Source organism: Psychrobacter sp. NG25 (assembly GCF_015234355.1).
In the GTDB taxonomy this organism is placed as follows: domain Bacteria; phylum Pseudomonadota; class Gammaproteobacteria; order Pseudomonadales; family Moraxellaceae; genus Psychrobacter.
This window is the reverse complement of the sequence record NZ_JADGMV010000006.1, coordinates 211,985-237,468: the sequence shown is the minus strand read 5'-3', so window position 1 is coordinate 237,468 and position 25,484 is coordinate 211,985. Positions and strand designations below refer to the sequence as shown.

The window sequence follows — 25,484 nt, the reverse complement described above, 5'->3', positions numbered from 1 at the left end:
TCATGACGATGTAAAAAGCGAATGGATGTTTATACGTTAGACAAACGCTCTGCGTCAATATTAGTGTTAGAGACTGTATTATCCAGCTCCACCTCTGTCTTAAATCGTGTCAATCGCAGTGCATTCATTAATACTGAGATGGAACTAAGCGCCATGGCTGCCGCTGCAATCATAGGATTTAAAAACCCAAAAGCAGCGAGTGGAATGCCAATGCAATTATAAATAAAGGCAAAAAACAAATTTTGCTTAATATTACGCAATGTTGCTTGTGCGATTTTTTGTGCCGCATCGATATGCATCAATGACTCACCCATCAATCGTGCTGAGGCACTGTGCTGTGCCACGTCAGTGCCTTCAAACATAGCAAAACTAGCATCGGCTGTTGCCATCGCTGGTGCATCATTGACACCATCACCTGCCATAGCGACTTTATGACCCGCCGTTTGCAATTTAGCAATTTGGCTCGCCTTATCTCTCGGGCTCATCTTGCCGTAAGCAGCCTTGATACCCAGTTTCCCTGCGACATAATCGACGACTGACTGCTTGTCACCACTCATTAAAATCACATTAATGCCCGCAGCCTGTAGTGCAGTAATTGCTTGTGGTGTATCCGCTTTTAGGTCATCCGCTAAAGCAAAAGCGCCTAGTGGTTCGTCATTAATACTAACTGCAACCGTACTGGCCACTTGCCATGCTTTTGGCATAAACTTTGGCAGCGTCAAGTGAGCAAACTCTGCCGTACCAACCTTAATAAGACCAAGGCCTTCAATATTTGCTTGTATACCCGCGCCTTTGATCACACTGATATCAGTAACACTCATTAATGGCAAATTACGATTTTTAGCAGTGTTAACCAACGCTGTGGCGAGCGGATGGCTAGCATGTGCCTCAACGCTCGCTGCAATCTGCAAGACATCATCAACAGCAAGCGATTTGTCCACCATGACATGGTCAACGATAGTAGGTTTGCCAATAGTCAATGTGCCCGTCTTATCCAAAACAACGGTATCGATGTCGCCCGCTGCTTCGAGGCTTTGTGCGTCTTTGAACCAAACACCATGACGAGCAGCAACGCCCATACCCGCCATAATTGCAGCGGGTGTGGCCAAGCCAAGCGCACAAGGGCAGGCAATAACCAATACAGATACTGCGTGCATTAGTGCTGTATCCACCATACCTGTCAGCCACCACGTGACCCCAAAAGTAACCAATGCAATAGTAACCACAATAGGAACAAAAATAGCTGTCACTCTATCAGCCAGACGCGCTAAATTGGCTTTTGAGCCTTGTGCATCGCTGAGTGCTTGCACCATATCACCTAGCTTGGTATCGCTACCTTTAGCACTGACGCGATATAGTAAGCTGCCGTTTTCGACTAGAGCGCCTGCTAGTAGACCATCGCCTTCTTCTTTTTTGAGCGGTACTGACTCACCAGTTAAATGACTCTCCACACACCAACCATTACCACCTATAACCATGCCATCGGTGGCTACTCGGCTACCTTGCTTAGCGCGAAGAATATCACCAACTTGCACATTTTGGAGTGCAACATTATGAAAATCACCATTTGACTGCTGCTGCTCTACTTCATCAGGCGTCAACGACAGTAATAAATCGATACTGTTTAGGCTGTGCTTTTTGGTACGCTCTTCTAAATACTTACCCGTACGAACAAAAGCAATAACCATCACTCCTGCTTCAAAATACACGGCTGGGCTATTACCTGCACCATAACCACCCATGTGGGCATCTTGCAGCAAGCTATTTAGAGTGCCATCGCCATGTGTCAGCCAAAGATAAGTTGAATATGCCCAAATGGTGACCGTACCGATAACGACCAATACGTCCATATTGGCAAGACCACCTCTAATCGATGCCCACGCACTCTTATAAAATGGCAGTGCCAGTCCAAATTGCACAATCGTCGCTATGAGGAACTGTATCCAAACCGGTGGCATCCACGCCATACCAAAACCCGTCAGCATGCCTGCCATACCCACTAAAAAGGGTACTAAGCAAACCCATAGCCCAATCAAGCGCCAAGGATACTCAGTTGCTGTAACCTTGTCTGTTCTTTCAAACAAGCTCTCACCTACTTGTAAATTAGCCACAAAACCAGTTTTATTCACCCATTCTGCAACCTGCTCTGGTGTGGTCTGAGTCGGATCATAATCGACATTGGCAGTCTTACCTGCAAAATTCACACTCACATCGTATACCGATGGCTTTTTGTTAAGTACCTTTTCGATTCGTGAGGCACAAGCCTGACATGTCATACCATCAATCGCCAGTTGTAGATGCGCACGCTGCGGCGTAAGTGACGTATTTGACTGAACCTCAGTTTCAACATCGTAGGATTTGTCATTAGTGGTGCGGGTAATATCATTCATAAAGAAAACTCGGTATGGCATTTATTCGTTATAGCGTTTGTAAAATTGGATGAACCATAAAAATATCAGTGGATAGATGAGTCTAAATTAAAAAATACTCAGGATTACTATCCATTCAAATCAATCCATTTATTTATAGCCATCTAGAAAGCAATCTAATATCTCTACTCTTCAACCATTAAAAAACCAGCCATAATAGCTGGTTTTTTCGAATGAGGGACGGTACTTATGAGTTAGCGACGGTCACATCAAAGCCAGCGTCATCAATGGCTGAAACAATGGCTTGTATATTTGTTTTACTATCGTCAAAAGTAACGGTTGCTTGATTGTCTATCAGCTCAATACTGATATCATCTAGGCCATCAATATCAGCAGTAGCGTTATATATACTGGCTACGCAGCCACCGCAAGTCATGCCGTCGATTTTGATAATACGAGTTTGGTCTGTCATATGAGACTCCTTATTTTTATTTATTAATATAATACTGTTTCAAATGAATGATACGCAGATCTTATCTGAGATATCATTCGAAGAATAACACCCGCTATCAAAGACTAATCACTATGATGTGGGTTTTGTGGTGCATCGATAGGAAATGGCTGAGTAACATAATCAACCATACTAATCGCTGCCGTCAGAGCATAGATACTCGTATCGGTATCTTCATAACGCACAGTGGCAACGTGGCGAGTAGTATCCAAATCGATAGCTGTTACGCCCGTAATGTTCTTTAATGCCGTCATCACACTATCTAGTCCTACCGTATCATCAATGTTTTTAATACTGACTTGCGCCATTTGAATCGCCATTACATTAGCCTCCTATCCTTACTCTATTAGCGTGCACTGCTAATGAGTGTCTAACGTTTCAAAACCTTTGACCAAATCATCAATCTGCTTAAGCTGACATAAAAACGGCTCTAACTGACTCATACGTAGTGCACAAGGACCGTCACATTTGGCTGTTTCTGGACTTGGGTGCGCTTCTAAAAATAATCCTGCCAACCCTGCTGCCATACCCGAACGTGCAAGCGTCGTAATTTGCTCGCGACGACCGCCTGCACTATCACTACGTCCGCCTGGCTGTTGCAAACTATGAGTCACATCAAAAAATACAGGAATATCCATCTGCTTCATGGTATCAAAACCAAGCATATCGACGACCAAATTGTTATAACCAAAAGCACTGCCACGCTCGCACAATATCAGTTTGTCATTGCCACCTTCTAGGCATTTATTAACGATATGACGCATCTCATGTGGTGCTAAAAACTGGGCTTTTTTGATATTGATAATGGCATCTGTCTTCGCCATCGCATGGACCAAATCAGTCTGACGTGACAAAAATGCAGGTAACTGGATGATGTCAGCCACTTCAGCGACAGGTGCTGCTTGATGAGGCTCATGAACGTCAGTAATGATTGGAACTTGGAACTTCTCTTTGATTTGACCAAGCCAGTCAATGCCTTTCGCCAAACCCGGGCCACGATAAGAGTGCAGGCTTGAACGGTTGGCCTTGTCAAAGCTGGCCTTAAAGACATAGTCGATGCCCAAACGTTGGCATATCTCAATATACTGTTCAACAATCTCAAATGCTAACTCTTTAGATTCCAAGACATTCATACCGCCGAACAATACAAACGGCTGATCGTTACCAATATTAATAATATTATTGTTAGGCGTATTAAGCTGAATATGTGATTGTGCTTTTAATAAATTATCCATTAAACAACTATCCTCTTTATTGTTATCCGTAGTTCTATCGCATATTGTAACCGATAGCCCAATTAATAAAAGTATCCAAGCGTAATCATACCATTCCTAAAAATTAGAATAGTGAGGGAAATGAGGGCAACTACCTCATTTAGTAGACTAAGCACTTTTAACGTGATTAATTATATTTTTTGGGTTTGATATTATCTATAATCAATCGTCATATTAGCCATAGCCATACTCTCCAATCCTAATCCTAATCCTAATCCTAATCCTAATCCTAAAATATAGGCTCAAAAAAAGACCGATTCGAAAATCAGTCTTTTTTATACATGTAAACATTGAATACGTTGATAACGACTGGGTTTGAATTATCTAGCTTCGTTATGGTTTTTCGCCGCTTTTACAAAGCTGTTAAACAGTGGATGACCACCGCGTGGTGAGCTAGTAAATTCAGGATGGAACTGTACAGCAACGAACCATGGATGCTCGCTAATCTCAACTGACTCAACCAAATGCTGCTTGGCAGAATAACCAGATATGGTCATACCTGCTTGCTCTAGTGGTTCGATATAACGGTTATTCATCTCATAACGATGACGATGACGTTCCGTAATATTGCTCGCGCCATAGATTTGGCTTAATTTGCTACCAGCAACTAATTCAGCTTGCTGTGCGCCTAGACGCATAGTGCCACCAAGATCTGAATCATCACTACGAATCTGTAGCTCACCGCGCTCATCTAACCACTCAGTGATGAGACCGATGATAGGCTCAGCAGTCTTGCGATCAAACTCAGAAGAGTTGGCATCAATATTAAGCACATTGCGAGCATACTCAATCACTGCCAGCTGCATACCAAGGCAAATACCTAGATAAGGTACGCTGTTTTCACGTGCATAAGTAATGGCTTTCATTTTGCCATTAGTACCACGCTCTCCAAAACCGCCTGGTACTAAGATAGCATCAGCATTATTCAACTGCGCGAATAAACTATCATCACTTTCCAAGCGCTCGGCATCGATATAATCAATCTTCACGTCTGCTTTATGTGTGATGCCAGCATGAAGTAATGCTTCATTGATAGACTTATACGCATCAGGCAGTTCGACATACTTGCCAACCATCGCTACGGTAACAGTCGTCTCAGGATTAAGCTGAGCTTCAACGACTTTATCCCAATCGCTCAAATCTGCTTCAGGTACATCAAGACCAAAACGCTCACAAATCAAGTCATCAAGGTCTTGCTCATGTAACGTACGCGGTATTTGATAAATACTTTGAGCATCTTCACACATAATAACCGCACGCTCTTCCACATTAGTGAATAGCGCAATCTTACGGCGGTTGTCTTGTGAAATATGATGTTCAGAACGACAAATCAATATATCAGGCTGCAAACCAATAGAACGCAGCTCTTTTACAGAATGTTGGGTAGGCTTGGTTTTGGTCTCACCAGCGCTAGCAATATAAGGTACTAGCGTTAAATGCATCAGCATGGCTCTATTACGGCCAAGCTCTACTTGCATTTGACGTACTGCTTCCATGAAAGGCAGTGACTCGATGTCGCCGACTGTACCACCAATCTCGATGATAGCGATGTCATAACCCTCACCACTGGCCAAGATTTTACTCTTGATTTCATCAGTGATGTGCGGGATAACCTGCACTGTACCGCCGAGATACTCACCGCGACGCTCTTTGTTTAAGACGTTTTGGTAAATACGACCACTGGTAAAGTTATTGCTTTTACTCATCTTTGAATGGCGTAAAAAGCGCTCGTAGTAGCCCAAATCTAAATCTGTCTCTGCGCCATCTTCAGTAACGAAAACTTCGCCATGTTGGAATGGGCTCATCGTACCTGGATCGACATTGATGTACGGATCCATCTTGGTCATCGTGACTGTCACACCACGTGCTTCTAAGATAGCGGCAAGCGATGCTGCGGTGATACCTTTTCCTAGTGAGGACACTACCCCACCGGTCACAAATATAAACTTGGTCATAGTACTCTTTCGGTAATTGGTAAAGAAGGATTTTACTAAAAATACGCTATAAAATATAGGGCAAAAATGCAAACTGTCAGAAACTATTATGTTTTCGTGTTGGTAATCAACATTTTTCTATAATTTAAGTACTACACAATAAAAAACCCACCCCGAAGGATGAGTTTTTTTAATCAGATTCTAATGCTTAGATTAGAATTTGTATTCTAGACCACCACCAATTGCGAGTAGATCATAATCACTGCCACCAAGGTCAGCTGAGTTTTGACCGGCCCAAACATGAGCAATCATGTTAGGTTTGTAATTGTATTCGCCACCGACAACGATCTGATCAGAATCAGCATCACTGAAGCCGAGTAAGTTGTCAGTATTGTTATACTGAATATAAACAGCTGCTGGCTTAGCAAAGTTGTTTAGACCCATCTTAGCACTAACGACTAGACCTTTTTCTTTCTCACTACCTCTAGTGCCCATTTTCTGACTGGCATCGAAATCAGCAACTTGGTACATCGCGCCCACAGTTACAGGAGCTGCCATATACTTGCTTAGATCAACAGCAGCAGTGGCACGGAGTAAATCACCATCTAGGTTGACATCGTTGTCATAAGCAGCACCAAATGTAATACCAGTACCGGCATCATACATAGCAGAAGCAGCAAAACCTGCATCAGCATCGACAGTAGAGTCATCTAGTGACTCATTTGCCTTATACATAAGTGCAACATCTAATGGTAAGTTGTTGTATTTAGGTGCCATCCAAATGACTGAGTTATCACGGCGACCACTATCAGTCATGTTATAACCGTTCTCGTTTTCATCAAGCTGATTCGAGCCTAGGTTGTCCCAAAAACCACTACCAGAAGTTACAACATTATTTACATAATCAACAACTGATGTGTTGCGACCAAAACGGAGTTCACCGTAGCTATCATTTTTGAAACCTAGGAAAGTATCGCGGCTTTTAAATGCGATATTATTATCGTCACCTTCATTACCATCAATATTGATACCTACTTCATATTGATAGATCACATCAGTATTAGCAGTGATCGCCTCAGAACCTTTGAAACCTAGGCGTGACGAGTATGAGTTGATTTGCACTGAATCTTCATTTTTATTGCTCCATTCATCATCTATATCGACATAGTCCATACCAACGAATGCTTTACCATAAACAGTTGGAGCTGCGTTGGCTGCAGAAACAGATAGGGCAGCAACTGCTGTAGCTAAAAGTAGTTTTTTCATGGGGTATCTCCACTTTACAATTTTAGTAATAAGCTAGCTATTATTAGCTGGTGCTCATAATGGTATCGTCACAAATCCTCAAAGATATAATGTGTAACTGGCTACCGAGATTAGTCAGAAACAAGTGTGGCGAATTTCTATTACAGTAAGATGAAAAAAACATGATTTACATGACTGGGATCTAAAGCGTAACTGCCATGTAACCTTTCGTCTTTATCACTCCATTGCGTAACATCCGTTACCAAACTCATACTTCGAGTACAAGCATATCAACTTTGACATAATTTGCAACATATTTCTTTAGTTTTTCGATACATTCATTATCGAGTAAAAAGTATTTGGTATTATTTGAGCAATCACTAAAAAACTTCTATCGACTCAATGAGATATAGAAAATATTGATTAATATAATTACTAAGAAATTGAAACTTTTGTAATGAATGTAGTGTGATAACCAAAAATAAAGCGATACTTGCTTACACAAGTATCGCTCATAAAAATGATTAAGCTCAGTTACAAAGCTAAATTGCAGGAAGAAATATAGTGATTCAGTTATCAAACCAAATCACTAAAAAAAGCTGCTAGTAGTAGCCTTTAAAACAAACTAGTGTACCTAGTGCTAGTTACAAAGTTAGGTGTTTGCTTTTAGATCAAGACGTGCCTGATGCAACAATGGTTCAGTGTAGCCACTAGGCTGCTCACGTCCTTTAAACACTAAATCACATGCGGCCTTGAACGCATAAGAGTTTTCGAAGTCACTGGCCATTGGCTGATAATCACTGTCACCAGCATTTTGCTCATCAACAACTTTTGCCATACGCTTCATGGTCTCAAGCACTTGCTCCTCAGTGATCACATTATGATGCAACCAGTTAGCAATATGCTGGCTTGAAATACGTAGCGTGGCACGATCCTCCATAAGACCAACATCATCGATATCAGGTACTTTAGAGCAACCAACGCCTTGGTTTACCCAACGTACGACGTAGCCTAAGATACCCTGTGCATTGTTCTCCAATTCTTGCTGTTTTTCTTCTTTAGACCAGTTGATGTCTTTCGCTAATGGAATGGTCAAGATATCATCCAAGCTTGCACGCTCACGCGATTTCAAGCTGTCTTGTACTTCTGTCACATTCACTTGATGATAGTGCATGCTGTGCAAGGTTGCCCCTGTTGGTGACGGTACCCATGCCGTACTAGCACCAGACTTAGGATGCGCGGCCTTGGTGTCCATCATCTCTTTCATCTCATCAGGCTTCGCCCACATGCCTTTACCAATCTGAGCAACACCCTGTAGACCTGTCTCAAGGCCAACATCTACGTTCCACTGCTCATAGGCTGGCTGCCACGCTTGTGACTTCATCTCGCCTTTTGGTACAAATGGGCCTGCATTCATACTGGTATGCATCTCATCGCCTGTACGGTCGAGGAAACCAGTATTGATAAAGATCACACGCTCTTTGGCTTGGCGAATGGCTTCTTTTAAATTGACCGTCATGCGACGCTCTTCATCCATAATGCCGATTTTAAGGCTGTTGCGCTCAAGCCCTAGCAAGTCTTCTGAAGCATTAAACAAATCATTGGCCATTTTGACTTCTTCAGGGCCATGCATTTTTGGCTTAACGATATACATTGAGCCTTTGCGTGAATTCGATAGTGGGTTTTTACCTTTTAAATCATTTAAAGACAATAATGGTGTGATTAAGCCATCCATCAATCCTTCAAAGATTTGTTCTTGACCATTACCCAAATCTACTAAGATTGCTGGGTTTTGCATCAAGTGGCCGACGTTACGAATGAGTAGTAACGAACGACCAGGTAGGATAAGCTTGCCACCATCTGGCGTGGTGTATTCGCGGTCTGGGTTTTGTTTACGAGTACGTGTCTTGCCACCTTTTTCGAAGGTTTCTTGCAGGTCAGCATTCATCAAACCAAGCCAGTTGCGATAGACTTCAACTTTTTCTTCCGCATCAACCGCAGCGACTGAGTCTTCACAATCTTGAATGGCTGTAATCGCTGACTCAAGTAAGACATCCTTAATATTTGCAGGATCATCTTTACCGACTGGATGGCTAGCATCGATTTGGATTTCGGCATGCAGATTGTTGTTCTTTAATAAAATACCTGTTGGTGCTGCGGCATCACCCACAAAACCGACAAATTTTTCAGGGTCTTTTAGCGAAGTGCTGCTATCACCTTGAACAACTGAAAGCATGCCATCAACTACTGCAAAGCCTGTCGCATCATTGTATGATCCTGATGCTAGCGCAAAATGTTCATCTAAGAATGCTTTTGCATAAGCGACGACCGCAGCACCGCGAGTTGGGTTATAGCCGCCTGTTGCTTCTTGACCATTATCATCACTGATGACATCGGTACCATATAAGGCATCGTACAAGCTACCCCAACGTGCATTGGTTGCGTTCAGTGCATAGCGAGCATTGCGCACGGGTACAACCAGCTGTGGCCCTGCGATATGAGCAATCTCATCATCAACGTTTTGTGTGCTAACTTTAAAATCATCGCCTTCTGGTAATAGATACCCAATCTCTTGTAAAAATGATTTATAAGCGGGGTAATCGATTTCGCCATCTTTGGCAGGGTTGTCTAGATGCCACTGATCAATCTGTGCTTGAATTTTGTCACGAGTCGCCAGCAGTGCCTTGTTGCGCGGGGTAAATTCTTTGATGATTTTTTCGAAACCTGACCAATAACTGTCTGAGTCAACACCGACTTTCGGTAGCACTTCGTTTTCAATAAAGTCATACAATTGCTGGTCGATGGCAAGGATGCCTTTTTGAATACGATTGGCGTTAGAAGACTGGCTCATGTTGTTATCCTTATCTGTTCGTGAGAGTGTAAATACGAAGTTGCTACCGCAATAATTGGACATTGTCGGTCTTAGACATCTATTCCAAGTTTAGATGCAGTACGAATCAAAACTGTTGTTCTATCACATAAACTTGTCATGAATAGCGATTTAAACATTTGTGCTATGCTACTAGCATACATTTTTTGCGGCATTGAAGCACGCTTGTGAAAACATTAGTAAAAAACAATATAAATCATAGATACAGCCATTTAACGTAAAAGGCTACACCTATTCATCGGTTGCTTTATGTCGCATCAGCATGGGCTATAATGTCTACCATCCATTGCCAAGCGATGACTGATATATCAATAGTAAGAAAGATTCTGCTTTAGCAAAATCTTATCCTACTATCAAATACAGAAATAAACAAGAAAACATCATTCACCAAGTAAATGTTGGGGTTGTACAATAATGATGACCTATAAGCTGTCGAGCCTAAGGCCTATTCTCAGTACTTTTATATGCACAGACAATTAGGCCCAGATAAACAGTAAGTAATCATTACTGTATTGACTTATAATTATTAGTTATCTATCCCATTTTTATGTTTAGCCAATACGTACCAAATACTAAACCATGACAGAGACTATGAACAAAGAAAATATGAAACCTATTAATAGCAGTGATAACGCCTTAAACGATGAACTTATGAACGACAACGATATGGCAAAAGACGGCATAGAAATAGAAAAAGACAGTGCTGATATCACTCAACTACGGACGCCTATAAAGGTAGACCTCTCCCCTGTCTATAATTTCTTGGGTACTCAAACCACTCAAGCATGGGTTGATGCTGCCATTAATAACTTGCCGTTAATCATTCAGGACCACGCCAATTGTGAAAAGAAAGCAGCAGGCACAGCCATGAATCTCATATTCCGCTATGAGTTTTCCTATGATTTGCAGTGTAAGTTAGCGCAGTTGATACGTGAAGAAATGCTACATTACGAGCAGGTACTAGGCATCATGAACGAACGTGGTCTGGAGTGGAAATACCTCAGTGCGGGACGCTATGCTAAAGGCATGTTGAAACACAAGCGCACTTACGAGCCAGCAGCGATGGTTGATGTGCTAATCATTGGAGCATTCATTGAAGCACGCTCTTGCGAACGATTTGCGTCGTTGGCTGAGGTTATCGATGATGAGCGCTTGGCAAAGTACTACCGCTACTTACTCAAATCAGAAAGTCGTCATTTTGAGGATTACTTGGCCTTGGCTCAATCACTGTCAGAAGATAATATCGATGAAAGAGTGGCTTTCTTTAAAGAAGTGGAATCAGAGCTGATATCCAGTCCAGATACTGAATTACGCTTTCATAGCGGTACACCTGCTTAGATATTGTTGATAGTTGTTTAGATACTGGTAATCGTTTAGACAAATAAAAAAAGGTTATACTAGGGTTCAAGATATTTAGCTTGAACCCTAGTATAACCTTTTCTGATTCTGATTAGATCTGTCTATTGACGTTTTTGCTTATGACATTTTTGTTAAATCCAGAACCGTCACAATAAATCACTATTTGTCGTCTTTCATTAATGGACTGTCATACTGTTTATGGTTTTTGGCAATATTATGTGGGTCGTGATCGTCCGTGGCTCTTTCTGCAGCAGCAGGATTAGCTTTCTGTAAGGCATCATCAGCGACAATGCCATTGTTATCATCTGCATCTTTTAATTTATGACTCTCACTCACTGCCTTATCATCTGGCATGCTCATAATGACACCTCACTCTCGTCGCTATTATTGTTGTTTTATCTACATATAAATTACTGAGTAAATACTATCTGTCTTTTTCATCAGGGTTCAACACACGTGATTGCGCATTATCAGCGTTTGCATAACGGTTTAGATTATTGATACCTTCACTTTTAGAAGGCTCGCTGCCAACTGTATGCTCATTAATACCGTCATCAAAAGCATTGCCTTCTTGGTCACGGCGATCAGGCTGACGGGCAGGATTATCATTGTCATTTACGTGTTCTGAACGAACAACCCCTTCTTCAAACGTGTCCGTTCCTTTGTTCTCAATGATATTCTCTTCTATCTGGTCATCTGATAATGCTGATTTTTTGTTTTCCATGGTCATATCCTTATTATTTTTATTCGTCTCTTTTTAACGACTATGTCAATTATCGTTAGAAGTTATTTATCATTAAAAGCTGTTTATCAAATTCATCCGACATCAGCCAATCTTTACTCGTTACCTTTTTGGCTCAAGTCGTGGACATTTAAGTCCGCAACATTTTTGCCACCCGCTGGTAAGTCTTCTTCTTTGCGTGGATCAGCGTAGATTTCATCTGTTTCTTGTGAGTCTTGCTGTGGACCATCAATGTCCGGCTCATGTTTACGGCCTTCGTAACTGTCCTGCGCATTATTTGGATGTGATGCTGCCAAATCATTGACTACTACTTTTTCTTCATTGTTTGACTGACTATCAATTGTCATAGCATGTCCCTCTCGTTGATATGTTAACAATTAAATCAAAGCATTTCTTAACGTGACTATTTGTCAGTGCGTAGTTCATCTTCAATGAAAGGGGTTTTCTCTTCTTCACTCAACGATTCAGGCGCATCTACTTTTTTATCACTCTTGAGATTTTGTGCAATTTGTTTGCTGTCAGCATTTTCTGCTGCTTGTTTGATATCTGAGCTGTCGTTGTTTGTCGTACTCATAATGATTTCCCTATTTTTATAATTCATTGGTTTTACTTGCTCTTTTATGTAGCTGCCTATCTATTAGGACTGATATTGATTATAAGTAGAACGTTGCGCACCTCACCAGTGTACTGCCGTATCAATATGTGAATAAATGTGAGGTTACAAGACAGTTTGTAACTTATACAGATCATTTGCCCAAATAAAAACCAAGCGCCAGTATCTACCAGCGCTTGGTTTTGTTCATTCATTTGCCACTTTTAATGCCATCAAAGATGTCATTCACAAAATACGCTAGACTGAATCTCCTACCCCATTAATAACCTTTAATAGGTGTTCTTGGGCAACATACGGTGTTTCACCCGCTACTGGTTGCAGATGAGTCCACACACCATTACCATCCAGTGTCCAAGCTTGAGTATTGTCTTTTAGATAACTGAGTAACCCATCTTGATAGACTTGCTTAAACAGTTTTTTGTCTTCAATGGGAAATGCCACTTCTACGCGATGAAACAAATTACGATCCATCCAATCGGCACTGCCACAATATAAGCGCTCATCACCATTGTTATAAAAATAATAAATACGCGTATGCTCTAAAAACCGGCCGATCACAGAGCGTACTGTAATATTTTCAGACAGACCTTTTACTTGTGGACGTAGACAACACATAGAACGCAAAATCAGCTCGATTTTGACCCCTACTTGCGAGGCATCGTATAACTTAGCAATCAGTCGACGCTCAGTCAGAGCGTTAACTTTCACAATAATATGAGCGCGTTTACCTGCTTTTGCATGTGCAATCTCATCATCGATAAAGCGTATTAATTTATCATGTAACGTAAATGGGGCATGCAGTAGCTTTTTAAGATTGGCGGGTTTACCCATCCCTGTCAGCTCTTGGAATATTTTATGAACGTCTTCAGAGATGTCGGGATCTGCGCTAAACAAACCATAGTCGGTATAGACTTTTGCGTTGGCAGCGTGATAGTTACCTGTACCTAAATGCACATAACGGCGGATACGGTCATCCTCACGGCGTACGATAAGCATAAGCTTGGCATGGGTCTTATAACCGACGATACCATAGACCACGACCGCGCCCGCTTCTTGCAAATAGTTGGCAACAGCAATATTAGAGGCTTCATCGAAACGCGCGCGCAGCTCGATGACGGCAGTCACCTCTTTACCATTACGAGCAGCAGCGGCAAGTGCTTTGACGATTTCTGAATTGGTGCCTGAACGATACAGCGTTTGCTTAATCGCTAGCACTTTTGGATCACTAGCCGCTTGCCACAATAAATTGATAATTGGCGAAAACGCATGAAAAGGATGATGTACGAGCACATCTCTTTTGCGCATAGCCGCAAACATACTGGTCGCTTTGTCCAGCTTGTCCATCTCACGGCGGAACTCTTTCGGTATCACATGCGTAAATGGCTCATAACGCAGCGCTGGAATATTAAAATCAAACAGCAATCGTGTTAAGTTGACCGGACCATTGACGCGGTATAGCTGATTGTCATGCAGCTCAAACTCATTGAGCAGATAGTCACTGATATGTGTCGGACAGTCCATTGTAACTTCTAAGCGCACTTTATCACCAAACCGGCGATTCTCTAGTTCACCCTCTAGCGCTTTGGCAATATCTTCGACATCATCAGCCAAATCTAAATCAGCATTACGAGTCAACCTGAACTGATGACACCCTGTCACACTCATACCAGGAAATAGCTCGCCGATATGCTCATGAATGATGGCAGATAGCATGACATGATGCTCTTTGCCACCTGTCAATTCATCAGGTAGACGAATCACACGTGGCAGGCTGCGCGGCGCTGGCACAATCGCAAGATTGATATCACGACCAAACGCATCTTTGCCTTCTAACGTAGCGATGAAGTTTAAGCTTTTATTGACCAAACGTGGGAACGGATGCGCAGGATCAATACTAATCGGCGTCAACACTGGCGATACTTGCTCAGTGAAATAGCGTTTCATCCAAGCCGACTGCTCAGCATTCAGCTCATCGCGCTTTAGATAACGAATGTCTTCCTTGGCAAGCGCTGGCAAGACAACTTCATTAAGGATACGATACTGCTCATCGATAGCATCGTGCATCACTGTGGATATCTCGTTCAGCACCTCACTAGGACGCATACCATGGATGCTGGTCGAGACATCACCAATATTGAGCTTTTGCATCAGGCCTGCAACCCGAATCTCAAAAAACTCATCGATGTTTGAAGAGAAAATAATTAAGAAAAACAGGCGCTCAAGTAGCGGATGACGAGGGCTGGCCGCCTGCGCTAGTACACGTAGATGAAACTGCAATAAAGATAGGTCACGATTGATATAGCTGCTCGGCGAGTAGCTACCGTCTTCTGAGCGCTGCCATGCCACTGTGGTCAAACTCTTATTATTGCCCTCTATATAAGCTTTATTATCAACAGCCACAATGTCATTTACATTGCTATCACTACTTTGCTCTTTATTCATATCTAACACGTCATTATTCCTTTTACTTTATCGATACGCCATCATCTTTTGTAGGTTAATGAAACTAGCGCGACTATGGTAACACTGCGTTTTTCATACGCTTTTTAACGACACTCTGTTTGTTACGTAATCGTCTGTCACCTTGATTGTCTTCGTAATATTTTGGGTTGGTCAGCATGGAAATAAGCAAAGCTGACTCATCACGGTTGAGATTGGCAGCCGACTTATCAAAATAATGATGCGCCGCCGCATCGATACCATAAATACCATCGCCAAACTCTGCCACGTTGAGATACGCAGTCAAGATACGCTGCTTGTCCCATAGCGTTTCAATCATCACGGTAATCACCGCTTCTTCGCCTTTACGAGCGTACGAACGATGCGAGGTCAAAAATAAGTTTTTTGCGAGCTGCTGAGTAATCGTTGAGCCGCCAGCAGACGCCTTACCTGTCTCTTCGTTTTTCTTACGTGCAGCTTTAATACCTTTGAAATCAAAACCACTATGTTGGCTGAAGGTCGAATCCTCACTCACTATCGCCGCTTGTTTGGCAGATTTTGCAATGGCATCATAATCGGCCCACGTCTGCGTGACCGTTCCACCCGTTAGGCGATGCGACAACATAAACATACTGTTATTGATCGGCTGCGTTTTCCAAATTAACAGCAGTCCAGCGACTAGCACGTGAAATGCCACGACTAACAGTATCAATACCAATAATAGTCGTTTGAGAAATTTGCCAAAACTTGCCATGCGCGATATCCAAATGTTAAAAAAGGTAATAAGATGAAGTAATAAGTCAGTAATGAAAAGCAGCAGGTCATCTTACCTAATCTCACAATCGCTGTCATTATTTACCCTACTTCTTTATCATGTCATAACGGTGAAACACTATGTTAATTTTTGATTAAAATTCTAAGAAAAGCTTTTTGTGACAAGTATTAAAACAAGAGAACAACTATGTACGATGATAATAATATAAAAGAACTACGAGCACGGATCATTGAAAAATCCCCTAGCCTTAATGCCTATCAAGATAAATGGTGGTTGCTAGGCACGTCTGGCTGTCATCTATGTGATATCGCCGCGCAACTGCTGGCACAGTTTCAAGCAGTACAGCCCATAGATTATCACAATGTCGATATCGCTGATTTTGATGAATCTCTGATGATGGAGTTTGCCACCACGATTCCCGTTATCTTGACACCGTCAAAGCGATTAAATTATCCATTTTCGGTACTGGACTTACAGCAACTGCTCAGTCAATAATATTAAAACAGTCATAAAAATCAGATAGTGGGAACGCCATGAGAGACTTAACGCCTATTTTAAAAAAGATTACTGAAATCGAAGACTTGCGCCGAATCGCCGAACGCAAAGTGCCGCGTATGTTTTATGATTATGTCGATTCAGGCTCATGGACCGAAACCACGTATCGCAGTAATGAAACTGACTTTGACCGTATCAAATTGCGCCAGCGGGTCTTGGTCGATATGGACAATCGCAGTCTGGCGACACAGATGATTGGCGAGTCCGTCAAGATGCCAGTAGCCATCGCCCCAACAGGATTTACCGGCATGATGTGGGCGGATGGCGAAATTAAAGCTGCTCAGGCGGCCGAAAAATTCGGTGTGCCCTTCTCACTCTCGACCATGAGCATCTGCTCTATCGAGGATGTCGCTGAAAACACCAGTGCGCCGTTTTGGTTTCAGCTGTATGTCATGCGTGATCAGGATTTTATGGCCAATCTGATTCAACGGGCAAAAGATGCCAATTGCTCGGCACTGATATTAACTGCCGACTTGCAAGTCATGGGACAACGCCATAAAGACATAAAAAATGGCTTATCTGCACCGCCGAAACCCACGCTCGCCAATATCATTAACCTAATGACCAAGCCGCAATGGTGCATGAACATGCTGGGCACCAAACGCCACAATTTTGGTAATATCGTTGGTCATGCAAAAGGCGTTGAGGATCTGTCCTCATTAAGCTCATGGACCGCAGAGCAGTTTGATCCGCGGCTGAGCTGGGACGATGTCGCTCGTATCAAAGATGCATGGGGTGGCAAGCTCATCATCAAAGGTATCATGGAACCTGAAGATGCCATCATGGCCGCTCGTAGTGGCGCTGATGCACTGGTCGTCTCCAATCATGGAGGCCGTCAATTGGATGGTGCGCTGTCTTCCATCTCTGCGCTGTCTGATATCGTGCAAGCTGTCCATGCCGAAAATAGCGATATCGAGGTCTGGTTAGACAGTGGTATTCGCTCTGGTCAAGATGTATTAAAGGCTATATCACTGGGTGCGAAAGGCACGATGATTGGCCGAGCATTTTTATACGGGCTTGGTGCTTATGGTGAGGATGGCGTACGCCGCGCACTTGAGCTCATCTATAACGAATGTGATATATCGATGGCGTTCTGTGGTCATACCGATATCAATAACGTCACAGATGATATCTTGGTAAAAGGCACTTATGAAAACCTCAAAATTCCTAATTATTAGAAACACCATGTTTATCACTAAAGCTGTCAATCATTCACTTGCCAAGCTTTAAAACATACTGGCAGGTTGATGCATAACATTATCTGACCATACCCTTTATACTCTACTCATAACCTTTCATTAGTAGTTAGCTTTTATGACCATTCAACAGTTATTCAAAACAGCGCCCGTCACCACGTTATTGTTAGTCAGCTTTATTGGCTTATTTATTATGCAAGTGCTGACAGGCGTTGATGCCAACAATCCATCGACGGAGGCTTTGCTCAACTGGGGCGCGAATGCGTTGCCTTACACTATGCAAGACCAACCATGGCGGCTAGTCAGTAGTGCGTTTTTGCACATTGGTTTGATGCATTTGTTGTTTAATGGCTTTGCTATGTATTTCTTTGGGCAAGTTGCCGAGCCGATGTTTGGCTCAGCCAAGTTTTTGGCATTGTTTTTATTGTCTGCAATCGGTGGTAATTTACTCAATAGTTATGTGACATGGCAAAGTCTTTTAGATGGTACGGGACAACCTGGGCTGTCGGCTGGTGCTTCTGGTGGTATTATGGGTATTGGTGCAGCATTATTAATCACTGCCCTGTTTAAGATATCAGTAAATGGCATGGTGCTGAATCTAAAAAGCCTGATATTCATCATGGGCATTAACTTGGTTTATGGTTTTGCTGTACCGGGAATTGATAATGCGGGTCATATTGGTGGCGCTATGACCGGACTGGTGATTGCACTGGCTTTCGCGGTTGCTTACCGTCAGCGTTTGGCTGTCGCGCTACAAAATGCAGCTATCTATCAAAACCAAACTTCACACCGTTATCAAACGACCTACATCAATCAACCGCCTAGCATCGATAGTTACTCAGCTCGTCAGGCTACTGATTTAGATATAACCGATTCACGTAGCGATGATGCTTATACTCAAAGTAATACTGGAACGGATGCAGGGTCAGATATCAACACTGTTCATGCCAACAGCATCACAGCAAAAACACCTATCAAACCCTCCTTTATCTGGCAGTTATTGCCATGGCTAGCGATGTTATTGATCAGCATTGGCTTCGTCTGGTGGTGGCAAGATATTCACTATCAGATACTACAAATATTAAAAGCTATTGAGTAAACGCCCATACTTATCTATCATGGCTCAACGGCTTCTTAGTTTGGTTTTCCCTACTCGCTTATTGCTACCTAACTGTTTTACCTTATGACGACCACTCCTTTACGAGATTCTCTTATGTTTACACTTGCAGCGCTACCTCATATCTCTACGCGTACTATGTTCAATGCGTTAACCGCTACTGCGCTATTCAGTGTGGCTAGCCTGTCTAACGCTGCGATTTTTAATGACAACTTACCGACTGACAAAGATGCCGTACTCAGCGTCGGCGTCAACGTCATGGCGGTCAAATCAGCTTATGATCTGGAAGACGATACCGAGGTCAATGTGTTGCCAGGTGCATTTTATGACAATAACAGATTTTATGTACGCGGCGCGCAAGCGGGTGTCTACGCGATCAATGATGGTGTCAATCAGTTGTCTGCCTATGCCAAACTCGCTGGTTCTGAGTTTGATCCTGATGATGCCAATGGTGCGCTTCAAGGTCTTGATAAACGCAAATCATCAGCAGAAGCAGGTCTGAGCTATCAGCGTCGTACATCTGTTGGCGGCATCCGTGCTCAGATAGGGACTGATGTGTTAGATCGTAGTGGCGGCAACACGGCTCGCTTGACGTATCTTGCCAGAATCACTAAAGGCAAGCTGACGGTCTATCCAAGCATTGGTTTTGAGTATCATGATGCTGATTACAATGAATATTACTATGGCGTCAGTGATGAAGAATCAGCGGAAACAGGCGTTGACGCTTATAAATCTAATTCGAGTGTGAACCCATATATTAATATTAGTGCCAACTATGACTTCAATGACCGTTGGGCAGGATTTGCCAATCAAAGCGTGAGCTATGTCCCAAATGAGCAATACGATAGTCCAATGGTTGACTCACGTACTGAAGCGGCGACGACGCTTGGTTTGCTTTATAAGTTTTAATTAAGCTTGGATTTTTGATAACAAAAAGACCTTGCCGCGTGATGTGGTAAGGTCTTTTTTATATCATTAAATTAAAAGGTTTCCTACGTATTCTATTTTGGTAATTAACAGTATTTAACTTATTCACGTTACCTTTTTGATATCTATTAACTGTCATTTACTGGGAGTATGATTATTATGCTTTTTCAGAGTCTCACAAAGATTAATAACAAATTACAATCTACAGATATAAACTACTACTCGTCATACTCATTACCCCAATCTGGCTCAATGAACCCAAAATCCACTCTTCCTATAGAATCTAGAACTTCAACATTACATACCTCTAAACCCTCAAAGTCTTCTGAAAAGTTACCAGCAAGAGTAACGAGTATATCCGTTTCATACTCATCTGAAGTGATGCAATAATTACTACTCAGACCAATATAGTCTTTATCTATAGAGTCCTTAACATAAAAATTAAAACTTGCTTCTATTTGAATTTCAACGCTAGCTTTAACACTGAGAAGAATACATTCCGTATCAATACTTACAACATGAACATCAACTAAGCCATCACGGTTTAACTCTAGCTCATGACTGATATAGCTAACTAACAAATCATCCCAGTCATAATGAAATGCACTATTGGCTTCTACATCAATCATTTCATCATATAGGCTATTACAAATTGAATCCTGAATTGAGTCCAGTACGTGATTATTACTCTGTAAAAGTGCATCCTCTCTAATTTTCTTGATAATTACACTAACTTTATTATGTGGCTGGAATTTTTCAAAAGCTTGTGCAAGAGAGTTAATAATAGTTATTCTATTAGAAGATTTAGCATAGTTAGACCATCCTTTGTCTTGGCTAACAGCAATAATATTAATATCGTTTTCCTCCGCCCAATTTTCTAATGTAAGTAAAGCTATTGCATCAGGAAATTCATTTTTCTTATTCGCACTTTTTTCAAAAGGAGCTTCAGTAGAAAAGTAAGTTTGCATCAACTCTTCTATATCAACATGGTTTTTAGCTTCTAACTTTAAACAACCTGTTGATTCATAAAATTTGTTCAAGCGGCTCTCAGCTATCTCAAATTCAGAACCTTCAATTGAGAGCAAATTACTTGCTTGCTCAATTATTTTTTCAGCAATTTTTAGCTGCTTATCAGCAGACCTTATAGCTTTAAATATTGAGCTACGCGCTTGCTCTAACTCCTGGCCAATGTGTTTGATGGCTTCATTATGGACAATATCTGTCTGAACCAATTTTACTGGACTATCTTTAAACTGGACTAATTGAGCTAAAATACCCTCATCAAATCTATATCCATCGCTTTTAAAGGTTGAGTTGTCTATTGATATTGCACCAAAATCTAATTCTATTAATGTTTTATCCATTTTAACTCTTCTATGCTTATCTGGTTAATAAGAGGACATATATTTGATATACTCTAGTTCGTTGAACAATATAGCAAAATAGGAACGTTTGGTAGTAGAAAAACTGCTATAAGAATACAAAAAGACCTTGCCATATTGCATGACAAGGTCTTTTTATTTCTAAATTCTCAGTGGAATCTAAGCATTACTTTTTAAATACGCTAACATAGTGTCTGCATCTGATACTTCAAATGGGTCTATTGGGCAGTTGTCGCCAAAATCAGCTTCCTTAAACACTTTTTTAACTTCTTTATTGTCGACTACCATCGAATAACGCCATGAGCGCATACCAAAGCCAACATTACTCTTGTCAACAAGCATGCCCATTTTACGAGTGAACTCACCATTACCATCAGGAAGTAAGAAAACGTTTTCACGGTTTTGCTTTAGACCCCATTGATACATGACGAACGCATCATTGACAGAAATGCAAACTATTTCATCTATGCCTAATGCTTTAAACTCATTATAAAGCGCTTCATAACGAGGGAGATGGCTGGTCGAACAAGTTGGCGTAAAGGCACCTGGTAGAGAAAACACAACCACTTTTTTATTGGCAAATAATTCATCTGTGGTTAGATCATACCATGTAAACGGGTTGTCTCCTCCAATAGAGTCATCACGAACACGAGTTTTAAAAGTCATATCAGGTACATGGGTAATCATTGTTTACTCCGATTTAGGTTATTGTCTTTTTTTCCAAAATTCTGCATGTATATGATAATAGTTATAGTAGTCCATAAGCAATCTTTGAGATTACATTCACTATATAAAATATAGAGCTAGCTTTAAAAATATAAACCAAAAAAAGACCTTGCCACATTCTCGTATAAGAAGTGACAAGGTCTTTTTTTACTAAATTTTCAGTGGAACAAATATGATGCTGCTACTAGAAATACGAGTGCAACTTGTACTGCTCGTACATTAAGCGAGTCTGACGCCGTAGCAGGTCACTACTTGATCTACTGCTTGGTCTGCTGCTTACTTAGGATTTACCATATCAGCAGGAATAACCCACTCATCAAACTGAGCTTCAGTTAATAGCTCTAGCTCAACCGCCACTTGCTTCAACGTTTTGTTTTCTTTATAAGCAGTTTTAGCGATTTTCGCAGCATTCTCATAACCAACATGACGGTTCAATGCAGTGACTAGCATCAATGAGTTGTGCAAGAAATCATCGATTTTGTCTTTTACTGGCTCGATACCAACGGCACAGTTTTCATTGAAGCTATTGCAGCCATCGCCCAATAGTTTGATAGATTGCAACAAGTTAAACGCGATAACTGGCTTATACACGTTTAGCTCAAAGTTACCTGATGCACCAGCCATGCTGATCGTCACATCGTTACCCATGACTTGAGCGACCACCATCGTCAATGCTTCTGACTGAGTTGGGTTTACTTTACCCGGCATGATAGAAGAGCCTGGCTCGTTCTCTGGAATCGTCAATTCGCCTAGACCACAACGAGGACCTGATGCCAACCAACGTACGTCGTTAGCGATTTTGTTTAAGCTAGCTGCTAGCGTTTTTAGTGCGCCTGACGCAAATACTTCAGCATCACGAGCCGCTAGTGCTTCAAACTTGTTTGGTGAGGTGACGAATGGCAAGCCAGTCAATGTCGCTAACTGTTCAGCAGCGGTTACTGCGTAATCAGGATGCGCGTTTAGACCAGTACCAACCGCAGTACCACCTAATGGCAACTCATATAGACCTTGTAGCGCGTTATCAATACGTACCAATGAGTAATCAAGTTGGCTAACATAGCCGCTGAACTCTTGACCCAACGTCAAAGGCGTGGCGTCTTGTAAATGCGTACGACCGATTTTTACGATGCTATCAAATTCTTTGGCTTTAGCCGCTAATGTGTCGCGTAGTGCATTTACCGCTGGAATTAACAAGCTATTGATTTGACGAGCAGCCGCCACACGAATCGCCGTTGGGAAGCTGTCGTTGGTAGACTGTGCATGGTTTACATGGTCATTTGGGTGAATTGGCGTGTAGCTACCACGCTCAGAACCAGCGATTTCGTTGGCACGATTAGCCAATACTTCGTTCATGTTCATGTTTGACTGCGTACCAGAACCCGTCTGCCATACAACCAATGGGAACTGATCCGTTAGACCACCGTTGATAATTTCGTCAGCAGCTTGCACGATTAAATCGCGCTTGTCATCTTCGATACGCTCAAGGCTAGCGTTGGTGATTGCAGCGGCTTTTTTGACCAATGCCATTGCTTCAATCATCGGACGTGGCAAAGTCTCGCCACCGATTTTAAAGTTCTCACGGCTACGCTGGGTTTGCGCACCCCAATAAGCGTCAGCTGGGACTTCCACGTTGCCCATGGTGTCTTTTTCGGTACGAGTTGCCTGATTCTGTGTCGACATAACTACCCTCTTTGATGGTTTGTTGTTTTATGACTGCTTCGTAAAAAGTGCAACAGCTGCTGCACATAAAGGAGAATACGATGTAAAGTGGCGTTATGATAGCATGACTAGGGCGTGTTGAATATTCACAAATAGCCATTGCTGACGTCTAAAAGCACCAGTAACCATCAACTTAATACATTATTGGATAGTATAAATATGCATCCTGAACCAAAAAACGTAGCGTCAGAGGAATCGGCAGTTAGCAATCCGCCCAGACGGCACTTTACTCGCCAGCGCCGCCAGTTAAGTGATGGCGCGCGTAGGAATATGGGACAAGCAGCGAGTGTACATTTGACGAAGTTACAGCAGCGATTACCAGCACATGCGCGTATTGGCTTATATTACGATGGCTTTGGTGAGCTACCCACTCAGCCAATATTAGACTGGTGTCAACGCTTAGGCTATTTACCTTATTTACCAGTCGTCGGCTCACTTGGTCGTGCTAGCAATGGCAGCGATGATAAACATCTACGCTTTGTACCTGTTTATCACTCAAAGCTACTCAACATACCGACACGTATACATCGATTAGGCATGAAGCAAAACCATCATCGTCGTCTACTTTGGGCGCGAGAATTGGATGTCATTATTTGCCCACTGGTGGCAGTCGACCTAAACGGCAATCGTATGGGCATGGGTGGTGGGTTCTATGATACGACGCTTGGTAACAGCTATCGCTCAGGTGCGAAAAAACCATTAAAAATAGGCTGGTGTTATGACTTTCAAGTGGTTGAGCAATTAGAGCGCCAACCGTGGGATGTGCCATTAGATGGCTTAATTACGCCAAGCGGCATAAGGTGGTTTTAATGAAAGACGATAAACAGTTTGAAAAAGACTCTAGCGCTGAACATGTGGATGAGTATTTGCAAACATTAGGCAATGAGGACGCTAGAGAGCTGCATTACTACAGTCAAGAGCAGCCTTTTAGCTCTGAGGAGATGACACGGCTAGTCAATGAAGAGCGTCTAAATAAACTGCTGGCGCAAAGTGATGAGTTTTTGAGTAGTTTAAGCGGTGAGTTGAGAGATTTTGATGATTAGGTATGACACATGAGCACAAAAAAAATTTCTATGAGGACAGTCGCTAGCTACTTTAAAGCTCAGAAACTACGAATATTTTTCGCTATTTTATGGGCTTTGTTTGTCGGTCTTATTATTACTTCAGGCTTTGAGCCAAACCCTCATGAGCTACAGATGCTTGATGCTCCTGAGCCGCATTCATATGATATAGAGCTCATCGTCATATTGGTGGTGGCGATGCTTTTTCATTTAAGCTTTCTCGTTACTATCGATGTATACATGCGTAGCCGGTGGAAGTTTTTTACCATGCTGATTATTACCACGTTATTTTTGCTTTGCTTCGGTATGGTGGCAATGCATGCACCACCGTCACTAGGCTGTATGATTTTTTGGACTTTCTTATCATTTTTACTGTTTTTAGTTATTTGCTTTTGTCAGGCTTGCTCATTCTTCTTACGTTGTGTATTCCGTAGAACGTAACAATGAATATAGGAAATTTCATACCTAATTAAAAATACAAGTTACCCTACAACTGCTGACACAAAGCGATGAGTTTTTGAGTAGTTTGAGTGGTGAGATTAAAGATTTCGATGAAGATGGTCTCTGATTTGAGTAGGGTGCGCCCAGTGCACCAATAACTATCATCAATTTTTTTTGGTTCGCTAGATTTTAATTACACTCAGTCTGAG

General features: G+C 42.0%; 24 protein-coding genes. 8 read left to right on the top strand and 16 right to left on the bottom strand.

Annotated features, from left to right (window positions below; all coding sequences use genetic code 11):
• Nucleotides 1-29 precede the first annotated feature (29 nt).
• The 7 genes from IPZ60_RS10870 to IPZ60_RS10840 all read right to left on the bottom strand — a co-directional run bounded on the left by IPZ60_RS10870 (nucleotide 30) and on the right by IPZ60_RS10840 (nucleotide 10,184).
• Nucleotides 30-2,390, bottom strand: coding sequence for a cation-translocating P-type ATPase (locus IPZ60_RS10870; protein ID WP_194197806.1), 2,361 nt, complete (start codon nucleotides 2,388-2,390; stop codon nucleotides 30-32).
• 226 nt (nucleotides 2,391-2,616) lie between these two features.
• Complete coding sequence (locus IPZ60_RS10865; RefSeq protein ID WP_194197805.1) at nucleotides 2,617-2,841, bottom strand: heavy-metal-associated domain-containing protein; 225 nt, start codon at nucleotides 2,839-2,841, stop codon at nucleotides 2,617-2,619.
• Nucleotides 2,842-2,945: 104 nt separating this feature from the next.
• Entirely contained in the window at nucleotides 2,946-3,200 is a 255-nt protein-coding gene (locus tag IPZ60_RS10860) for a hypothetical protein (protein WP_194197804.1), read from the bottom strand.
• A 39-nt stretch (nucleotides 3,201-3,239) separates the two neighbouring features.
• Nucleotides 3,240-4,115: a 3-deoxy-8-phosphooctulonate synthase gene (gene kdsA, locus IPZ60_RS10855; RefSeq protein WP_194197803.1), complete on the bottom strand. Its 876-nt coding sequence runs from the start codon at nucleotides 4,113-4,115 to the stop codon at nucleotides 3,240-3,242.
• Between the two features lie 359 nt (nucleotides 4,116-4,474).
• On the bottom strand, nucleotides 4,475-6,109 hold the full coding sequence (locus IPZ60_RS10850) for a CTP synthase (protein ID WP_194197802.1): 1,635 nt from the start codon (nucleotides 6,107-6,109) through the stop codon (nucleotides 4,475-4,477).
• A 192-nt stretch (nucleotides 6,110-6,301) separates the two neighbouring features.
• A complete protein-coding gene (locus IPZ60_RS10845) occupies nucleotides 6,302-7,354 on the bottom strand; it encodes a porin (RefSeq protein ID WP_194197801.1) in 1,053 nt (350 codons plus the stop codon).
• 631 nt (nucleotides 7,355-7,985) lie between these two features.
• Entirely contained in the window at nucleotides 7,986-10,184 is a 2,199-nt protein-coding gene (locus IPZ60_RS10840; RefSeq protein WP_194197800.1) for a malate synthase G, read from the bottom strand.
• 630 nt (nucleotides 10,185-10,814) lie between these two features.
• On the opposite strand from IPZ60_RS10840, the gene IPZ60_RS10835 reads away from it, so the two are divergent.
• Nucleotides 10,815-11,561: a tRNA-(ms[2]io[6]A)-hydroxylase gene (locus IPZ60_RS10835; RefSeq protein WP_194197799.1), complete on the top strand. Its 747-nt coding sequence runs from the start codon at nucleotides 10,815-10,817 to the stop codon at nucleotides 11,559-11,561.
• Between the two features lie 180 nt (nucleotides 11,562-11,741).
• Here the strand turns inward: IPZ60_RS10835 and IPZ60_RS10830 are convergent, their stop codons facing one another.
• The 6 genes from IPZ60_RS10830 to mtgA form a co-directional block, all read right to left on the bottom strand.
• A complete protein-coding gene (locus tag IPZ60_RS10830; RefSeq protein ID WP_194197798.1) occupies nucleotides 11,742-11,942 on the bottom strand; it encodes a hypothetical protein in 201 nt (66 codons plus the stop codon).
• 64 nt (nucleotides 11,943-12,006) lie between these two features.
• Entirely contained in the window at nucleotides 12,007-12,306 is a 300-nt protein-coding gene (locus IPZ60_RS10825; RefSeq protein ID WP_227669336.1) for a hypothetical protein, read from the bottom strand.
• Between the two features lie 113 nt (nucleotides 12,307-12,419).
• Nucleotides 12,420-12,671 carry a hypothetical protein gene (locus tag IPZ60_RS10820; RefSeq protein WP_194197796.1) on the bottom strand — a complete coding sequence of 84 codons (252 nt, stop codon included), beginning with the start codon at nucleotides 12,669-12,671 and terminating at the stop codon, nucleotides 12,420-12,422.
• A 56-nt stretch (nucleotides 12,672-12,727) separates the two neighbouring features.
• Nucleotides 12,728-12,898 (bottom strand): hypothetical protein, encoded by a 171-nt coding sequence (locus IPZ60_RS10815; RefSeq protein ID WP_194197795.1) that lies wholly within the window; start codon nucleotides 12,896-12,898, stop codon nucleotides 12,728-12,730.
• Between the two features lie 276 nt (nucleotides 12,899-13,174).
• Entirely contained in the window at nucleotides 13,175-15,379 is a 2,205-nt protein-coding gene (gene ppk1 / locus IPZ60_RS10810) for a polyphosphate kinase 1 (RefSeq protein WP_194197856.1), read from the bottom strand.
• A gap of 73 nt (nucleotides 15,380-15,452) precedes the next feature.
• Nucleotides 15,453-16,130, bottom strand: a complete 678-nt coding sequence (gene mtgA, locus IPZ60_RS10805; RefSeq protein ID WP_194197794.1) for a monofunctional biosynthetic peptidoglycan transglycosylase — start codon at nucleotides 16,128-16,130, stop codon at nucleotides 15,453-15,455.
• 207 nt (nucleotides 16,131-16,337) lie between these two features.
• On the opposite strand from mtgA, the gene IPZ60_RS10800 reads away from it, so the two are divergent.
• The 4 genes from IPZ60_RS10800 to IPZ60_RS10785 all read left to right on the top strand — a co-directional run bounded on the left by IPZ60_RS10800 (nucleotide 16,338) and on the right by IPZ60_RS10785 (nucleotide 19,928).
• Nucleotides 16,338-16,646, top strand: coding sequence for a glutaredoxin family protein (locus IPZ60_RS10800; protein WP_194197793.1), 309 nt, complete (start codon nucleotides 16,338-16,340; stop codon nucleotides 16,644-16,646).
• A 38-nt stretch (nucleotides 16,647-16,684) separates the two neighbouring features.
• A complete protein-coding gene (locus tag IPZ60_RS10795) occupies nucleotides 16,685-17,884 on the top strand; it encodes an alpha-hydroxy acid oxidase (RefSeq protein WP_194197792.1) in 1,200 nt (399 codons plus the stop codon).
• A 136-nt stretch (nucleotides 17,885-18,020) separates the two neighbouring features.
• A complete protein-coding gene (locus IPZ60_RS10790; protein WP_194197791.1) occupies nucleotides 18,021-19,001 on the top strand; it encodes a rhomboid family intramembrane serine protease in 981 nt (326 codons plus the stop codon).
• A gap of 114 nt (nucleotides 19,002-19,115) precedes the next feature.
• Entirely contained in the window at nucleotides 19,116-19,928 is an 813-nt protein-coding gene (locus IPZ60_RS10785) for a MipA/OmpV family protein (RefSeq protein WP_194197790.1), read from the top strand.
• A gap of 236 nt (nucleotides 19,929-20,164) precedes the next feature.
• On the opposite strand, the gene IPZ60_RS10780 is transcribed toward IPZ60_RS10785, so the two are convergent.
• From IPZ60_RS10780 to fumC, 3 genes are all read right to left on the bottom strand, one after another.
• Complete coding sequence (locus tag IPZ60_RS10780) at nucleotides 20,165-21,310, bottom strand: PIN domain-containing protein (RefSeq protein ID WP_194197789.1); 1,146 nt, start codon at nucleotides 21,308-21,310, stop codon at nucleotides 20,165-20,167.
• Nucleotides 21,311-21,487: 177 nt separating this feature from the next.
• On the bottom strand, nucleotides 21,488-22,015 hold the full coding sequence (locus tag IPZ60_RS10775; protein ID WP_020444073.1) for a peroxiredoxin: 528 nt from the start codon (nucleotides 22,013-22,015) through the stop codon (nucleotides 21,488-21,490).
• Nucleotides 22,016-22,330: 315 nt separating this feature from the next.
• On the bottom strand, nucleotides 22,331-23,734 hold the full coding sequence (fumC, locus tag IPZ60_RS10770) for a class II fumarate hydratase (protein WP_194197788.1): 1,404 nt from the start codon (nucleotides 23,732-23,734) through the stop codon (nucleotides 22,331-22,333).
• 198 nt (nucleotides 23,735-23,932) lie between these two features.
• On the opposite strand from fumC, the gene IPZ60_RS10765 reads away from it, so the two are divergent.
• The 3 genes from IPZ60_RS10765 to IPZ60_RS10755 are packed head-to-tail and all read left to right on the top strand — an operon-like array spanning nucleotide 23,933 to nucleotide 25,275.
• Complete coding sequence (locus IPZ60_RS10765; protein ID WP_194197787.1) at nucleotides 23,933-24,583, top strand: 5-formyltetrahydrofolate cyclo-ligase; 651 nt, start codon at nucleotides 23,933-23,935, stop codon at nucleotides 24,581-24,583.
• Complete coding sequence (locus tag IPZ60_RS10760) at nucleotides 24,583-24,816, top strand: hypothetical protein (protein ID WP_194197786.1); 234 nt, start codon at nucleotides 24,583-24,585, stop codon at nucleotides 24,814-24,816. The genes IPZ60_RS10765 and IPZ60_RS10760 overlap by 1 nt, the downstream gene beginning before the upstream one ends.
• Nucleotides 24,817-24,825: 9 nt before the next feature.
• Nucleotides 24,826-25,275: a hypothetical protein gene (locus tag IPZ60_RS10755; RefSeq protein WP_194197785.1), complete on the top strand. Its 450-nt coding sequence runs from the start codon at nucleotides 24,826-24,828 to the stop codon at nucleotides 25,273-25,275.
• Nucleotides 25,276-25,484: the final 209 nt, after the last annotated feature.